This is a genomic window from Limnobacter sp. CACIAM 66H1, from assembly GCF_001601825.1.
Lineage (GTDB): Bacteria > Pseudomonadota > Gammaproteobacteria > Burkholderiales > Burkholderiaceae_B > Limnobacter.
On record NZ_LUJK01000091.1, the window covers coordinates 1 to 4445 of the forward strand.

Below are 4445 nucleotides of genomic sequence, written 5' to 3' on the forward strand. Positions count from 1 at the left end.
ACCACGCTGGATGCCTCGATTGATGCCATCACCGGAATTCGTGCGGTTGTGGGTGCGGGCCAAAGCCGACTGGAACAGGTGGCTGCCTTTGCAGACATCTCCAGCACCAACCTGCAGGCTGCCCGTGGACGCATCATGGATGCTGACTTCGCCAAGGAAACGGCTGCACTGACACGCTCGCAGATCTTGCAGCAGGCCGGCACCGCCATGCTCGCACAGGCCAACCAGTTGCCCAACAACGTACTGAGCCTGTTGCAGTAAACCTGAATTGACCAAGCACTGGCTGATCTGACTAGCATCGGATCAGCTGGTTTCGGCAGGGGACATTCCCGAATTCGGACCATTCGTCCTCTGCCTTTTTTCTCCCCGCTGGTGTTATTACCAATGACATTACGCGCAATTTGGCATTACACTGCATTTGTTCCGTAAAAAATGCATATAAATGCAAGATTTCTCCCAAGCCTTTGTTCAAGCCTTCACCCTCATTGGGCAAGCTGATCCCACCTTGATCGACATTATTGCTTTGTCGCTTCAAGTCACGTTTACAGCAGTATTCATCGCATGCTTGCTGGGTTTTCCAATTGGTGCTGCTTTGGCAATCGGTCGGTTTCCTGGGCGAATGGTGTTGGTCGTGTTTTTGAACTCCCTCATGGGTTTGCCCCCTGTGGTAGTGGGTCTAGTGATCTATCTGTTGCTGTCAGCCGCGGGTCCGTTGGGCTTTCTTCAATTGCTGTACACCCCAACAGCCATGGTGATTGCGCAGGTGGTGCTGGTCACCCCAATTGTGGCGGCACTGGCCCGGCAAGTGATTGAAGACCTGTATGGCGAATACGATGAAATGCTGCGCGCCATGAATGCCAGTCGCATTCAAACCATTTGTACTTTGATTGTGGATGCCCGCTATTCGTTGTTGACCAGTGCATTGGCTGGTTTGGGCCGTGCCCTGGCCGAGGTGGGCGCCGTGATTATCGTGGGTGGCAACATTGCCAATGTCACCCGCGTAATGACCACCACCATCGCATTGGAAACCTCGAAGGGTGAACTGGCGCTGGCGCTGGGACTCGGGATTATTCTGGTTGTGCTTTCCATCCTGATCAATGCGGGCCTTTTCTTGCTGAAAAACAGCGCGCAAAAGAGGGCCTATGCTTAAGATGAATAGCGATCTTGCTTTGCTGGCCCCCGCAAAACCGTTTTCAGCCCACTTGCCAATTCAGTTTGAAGGCGTTCACCTTTCATTTGGCAAGCACCTTATTTTCAGTAATTTAAACCTGGAGATTGGCGCACAAGGCATTACCGCGATCATGGGGCCCAATGGCGCTGGCAAAAGCCTGATTTTGCGTTTGCTCGCCGGCTTGCTCATGCCTGGGCAAGGTTCTGTGCGTTTCAACCAGAGCAACCGAATTCCTCGCGATCAAATTGGTTTCGTGTTTCAGCGCCCGGTGTTGTTGCGCCGCAGTGTGCAAGACAACCTGCTCCATGCCCTTGCAATCGCGGGTGTTGAGCGTGGTCAAAGGTCATTGCGCGCCGGCGCGCTGCTCGATCTGGGGGGGATGCAGCACCTGGCCAAGTCCCCCGCAAGAAAGCTCTCGGGGGGTGAACAGCAACGCTTGACACTTCTGCGCGCCCTGGCGGCAAAGCCAGGGTTGCTCATTCTGGATGAGCCCAGCGCCAGCCTCGATCCCCAAGCCACCGCATTGATTGAAAACATTGTGCTGCGTGCCAGCCAGTGCGGCGTGAAGGTGATTGTGGTGACGCACGATCAAGGCCAAGCCTTGCGACTCGCCGATGAAGTGATCTTTGTACACAAGGGCAGGGTTCATGCCAGTCAAGCCACGGATGAATTTTTGAGAACACCCGCCAGCCGGGAGGCGAAGGCTTACCTGGCAGGCGAGTTGCTGATTTAAAACGAGGAGATACCATGACAAAAAGAATTCGATTGCTTGCCGCATTGTTGGCCACAGGCCTGTTTGCGCAAGCACAAGCTTCTGACAAATTCATCATTGTTCAATCCACCACCTCGACTCAAAACTCCGGGTTGTTTGATCACCTGCTGCCTGTATTCAAAACCGATACTGGCATTGAAGTTCGCGTGGTGGCGGTGGGCACCGGCCAGGCTTTGAAGAATGCGCAAAATTGCGATGGCGATGTGGTGCTGGTGCATGCCAAGGCTGCTGAAGAAAAGTTTGTGGCTGATGGTTATGGCGTGAAGCGTCTTGATGTGATGTACAACGACTTTGTGGTGGTTGGCCCTGGCAACGACCCAGCGGGTGTGGCAGGCAGCAAGGATGTCGTGAAATCGTTCAAAACAATTGCTGATAAAAAGGCTTTTTTTGCCTCACGCGGAGATGACAGCGGCACCCACAAGAAAGAACAGGAACTGTGGAAGGCAGCCAATGTGGATGTGAAGGCAGCCAGTGGCAAGTGGTACCGCGAGACAGGTTCAGGCATGGGAGCCACCTTGAACACCGGTGTGGGCATGGGCGCATATGTGTTGGCCGATCGCGCCAGCTGGATTGCATTTGGCAACAAAGGCAACTTCAAGATTGCGGTGGAAGGTGACCCTACCTTGTTCAATCAATACGGGGTTATCGCAGTGAACCCAGCCAAGTGCCCCAATGTGAAAAGTGAGTTGGGCCATGCATTCGTGAACTGGTTGGTGTCTGCCAAAGGGCAAGCCACGATTGCGGGGTTTCAGCAGAATGGGCAGTCTTTGTTTTTTCCGAATGCTGGCAAATGAGGCGTCTCAATAAGCCTTAAGAATTCCACACCACGGTGCCCATTGCCGTGGTGTTGTAGCCTTCAAATTGTTGTGCCTTTTTCTTGAATTCGCTGCTGTTGGTGAACTGAATAAGTGTTTGAAAAGGCGGCTCAAACCATGCTTTGCGGCACACCATTAAATCAAAATTTTCCTGTTGTGTGGGCACAAAGCCAAGGCCAAATTGCAGGGCCAGTGCTTGCAAACCGGGCGCCGCATCGGCTTTTCCACTGGCCACTGCAGCAATTGTGTCGTTTTCGGTTCGGCAGTTTTCCGAGATATTCAACGCTGCCAAATCAAGGCTGTGAGTGTGCAGCAGGTGCTCGAACAAAATCATGCCGCCTGCACCAGCCTGGCGTGTGGCAATTTTCAACGCAGGCAAATCAGCCACGCTGCTAATTTTCTTCGGATTGCCTTGCGGCACAATCAAACCCTGTTGCCGCTTGGCCCAATGCACCAACACCACATTGCTTGTTGCAAAACGGTTTTGCACCGCATGTGTATTCCAGGCCGTGGTATTGGGGGTGTTGTTGACACTGAGTACGTGCAAACCGGTGGCCACCGCACCCTTGTTCTCAAACACATCAAGCCCGCTCAAGCTGCCATCAAATTGCATGGCCAAACCACAACCCGATTCACGAATGGCCCATTCCAGAAGCGGGTCGTGGCTGCCTGCAACCACATTCAATCGTGCATTGTTTTTGCTGGCCGACAGAAATTCGCCAGTGCGTATCCAGTGCAAAAGCTCGGCTTTGGGAAACAGCAGTTTGCCGGTGGCCTTCACGCAGGGAATTTCTTGTGCACTGACCAGGTCGTAGAGCTTGCGCTCTTTGATGCGCAGCAATTCAGCCACTTCCTTGGTGGTTAAAACTCGGTGGTGTCCAAACCTGAATTCATGTGGTGCGGGTTTCTTCCAGTTTCGTCAAATCAATTTCATCAGGCTCCAGGCCAGGGCTTGTGCCCAACATACGTCGTACATCGTCGATCATTAGGTACAAACAAGGTACCAGCAACAGTGTAATGGCAGTGGCGAACAAAATGCCGTAGCCCAGTGAAATGGCCATCGGGATCATGAATTTTGCCTGGCGTGAGGTTTCGAAAATCATGGGCGCCAGGCCGCCAAATGTGGATACTGTTGTTAACATGATGGGTCGGAAACGCCGCACGCCTGAAGTACAAATAGCCTCGTAGGGCGTCATGCCTTCGCGTACTTTTCGTTGGCGTAGTCCACCATCACCAGTGAATCATTCACCACCACGCCGGCCAGCGCAAGAATACCCATCATGGACACAATGCTGATGCTATAGCCCATCATCAAGTGGCCTACAATTGCGCCGAAAATTCCGAACGGAATCGCCAACATGACGACAAACGGTTGCAGGTAACTTTTGAACGGAATGGCCAACAGCACGTAGATCAGCAACAAGGCCACCATGAAGCCTTTGCCCAAACCACCCAGGGCTTCCGAAAAATCTTGCTGGCGGCCGGCAAAGCTGTAGCTCAAGCCCGGGTAGTCGGCCATCAACTTCGGCATGAGGTCTTGCACAGTGGCATTTTGCACCTGTTGTGCCTGGTTGCGCGGGTTCACGTTCGCGGTCACGGAAATGGTTCGTCGTCCGTCCCTTCGCGTGATGTTGGCAACCGCACGCGTATCGTCAAATTCCACCAGTGAATGCAGGGGTACCAGTGT

Annotated in this window: 5 protein-coding genes and 2 pseudogenes; 4 read left to right on the top strand and 3 right to left on the bottom strand. The window is 53.2% G+C overall.

The window, feature by feature from the left end:
* The 4 genes from A0129_RS15425 to A0129_RS15440 form a co-directional block, all read left to right on the top strand.
* Positions 1 to 261, top strand: a 261-nt coding sequence (locus tag A0129_RS15425) for a flagellin (RefSeq protein WP_291716279.1), incomplete at its 5' end; no start/stop codon positions are given.
* Positions 262 to 442: 181 nt separating this feature from the next.
* Positions 443 to 1150, top strand: a complete 708-nt coding sequence (locus tag A0129_RS15430) for an ABC transporter permease (RefSeq protein WP_291716280.1) — start codon at positions 443 to 445, stop codon at positions 1148 to 1150.
* On the top strand, positions 1143 to 1904 hold the full coding sequence (locus A0129_RS15435; protein ID WP_291716281.1) for an ATP-binding cassette domain-containing protein: 762 nt from the start codon (positions 1143 to 1145) through the stop codon (positions 1902 to 1904). The genes A0129_RS15430 and A0129_RS15435 overlap by 8 nt, the downstream gene beginning before the upstream one ends.
* 14 nt (positions 1905 to 1918) lie before the next feature.
* Positions 1919 to 2737 (top strand): substrate-binding domain-containing protein, encoded by an 819-nt coding sequence (locus A0129_RS15440; protein ID WP_291716282.1) that lies wholly within the window; start codon positions 1919 to 1921, stop codon positions 2735 to 2737.
* 16 nt (positions 2738 to 2753) lie between these two features.
* On the opposite strand, the gene A0129_RS15445 is transcribed toward A0129_RS15440, so the two are convergent.
* From A0129_RS15445 to A0129_RS15885, 3 genes and pseudogenes are all read right to left on the bottom strand, one after another.
* A complete protein-coding gene (locus tag A0129_RS15445) occupies positions 2754 to 3437 on the bottom strand; it encodes a substrate-binding domain-containing protein (protein WP_291716285.1) in 684 nt (227 codons plus the stop codon).
* Positions 3438 to 3491: 54 nt separating this feature from the next.
* Positions 3492 to 3614, bottom strand: a pseudogene (locus A0129_RS15450) (helix-turn-helix domain-containing protein); the annotation flags it as partial.
* Between the two features lie 34 nt (positions 3615 to 3648).
* Positions 3649 to 4421, bottom strand: a pseudogene (locus tag A0129_RS15885) (efflux RND transporter permease subunit).
* Between the last annotated feature and the right edge of the window lie 24 nt (positions 4422 to 4445).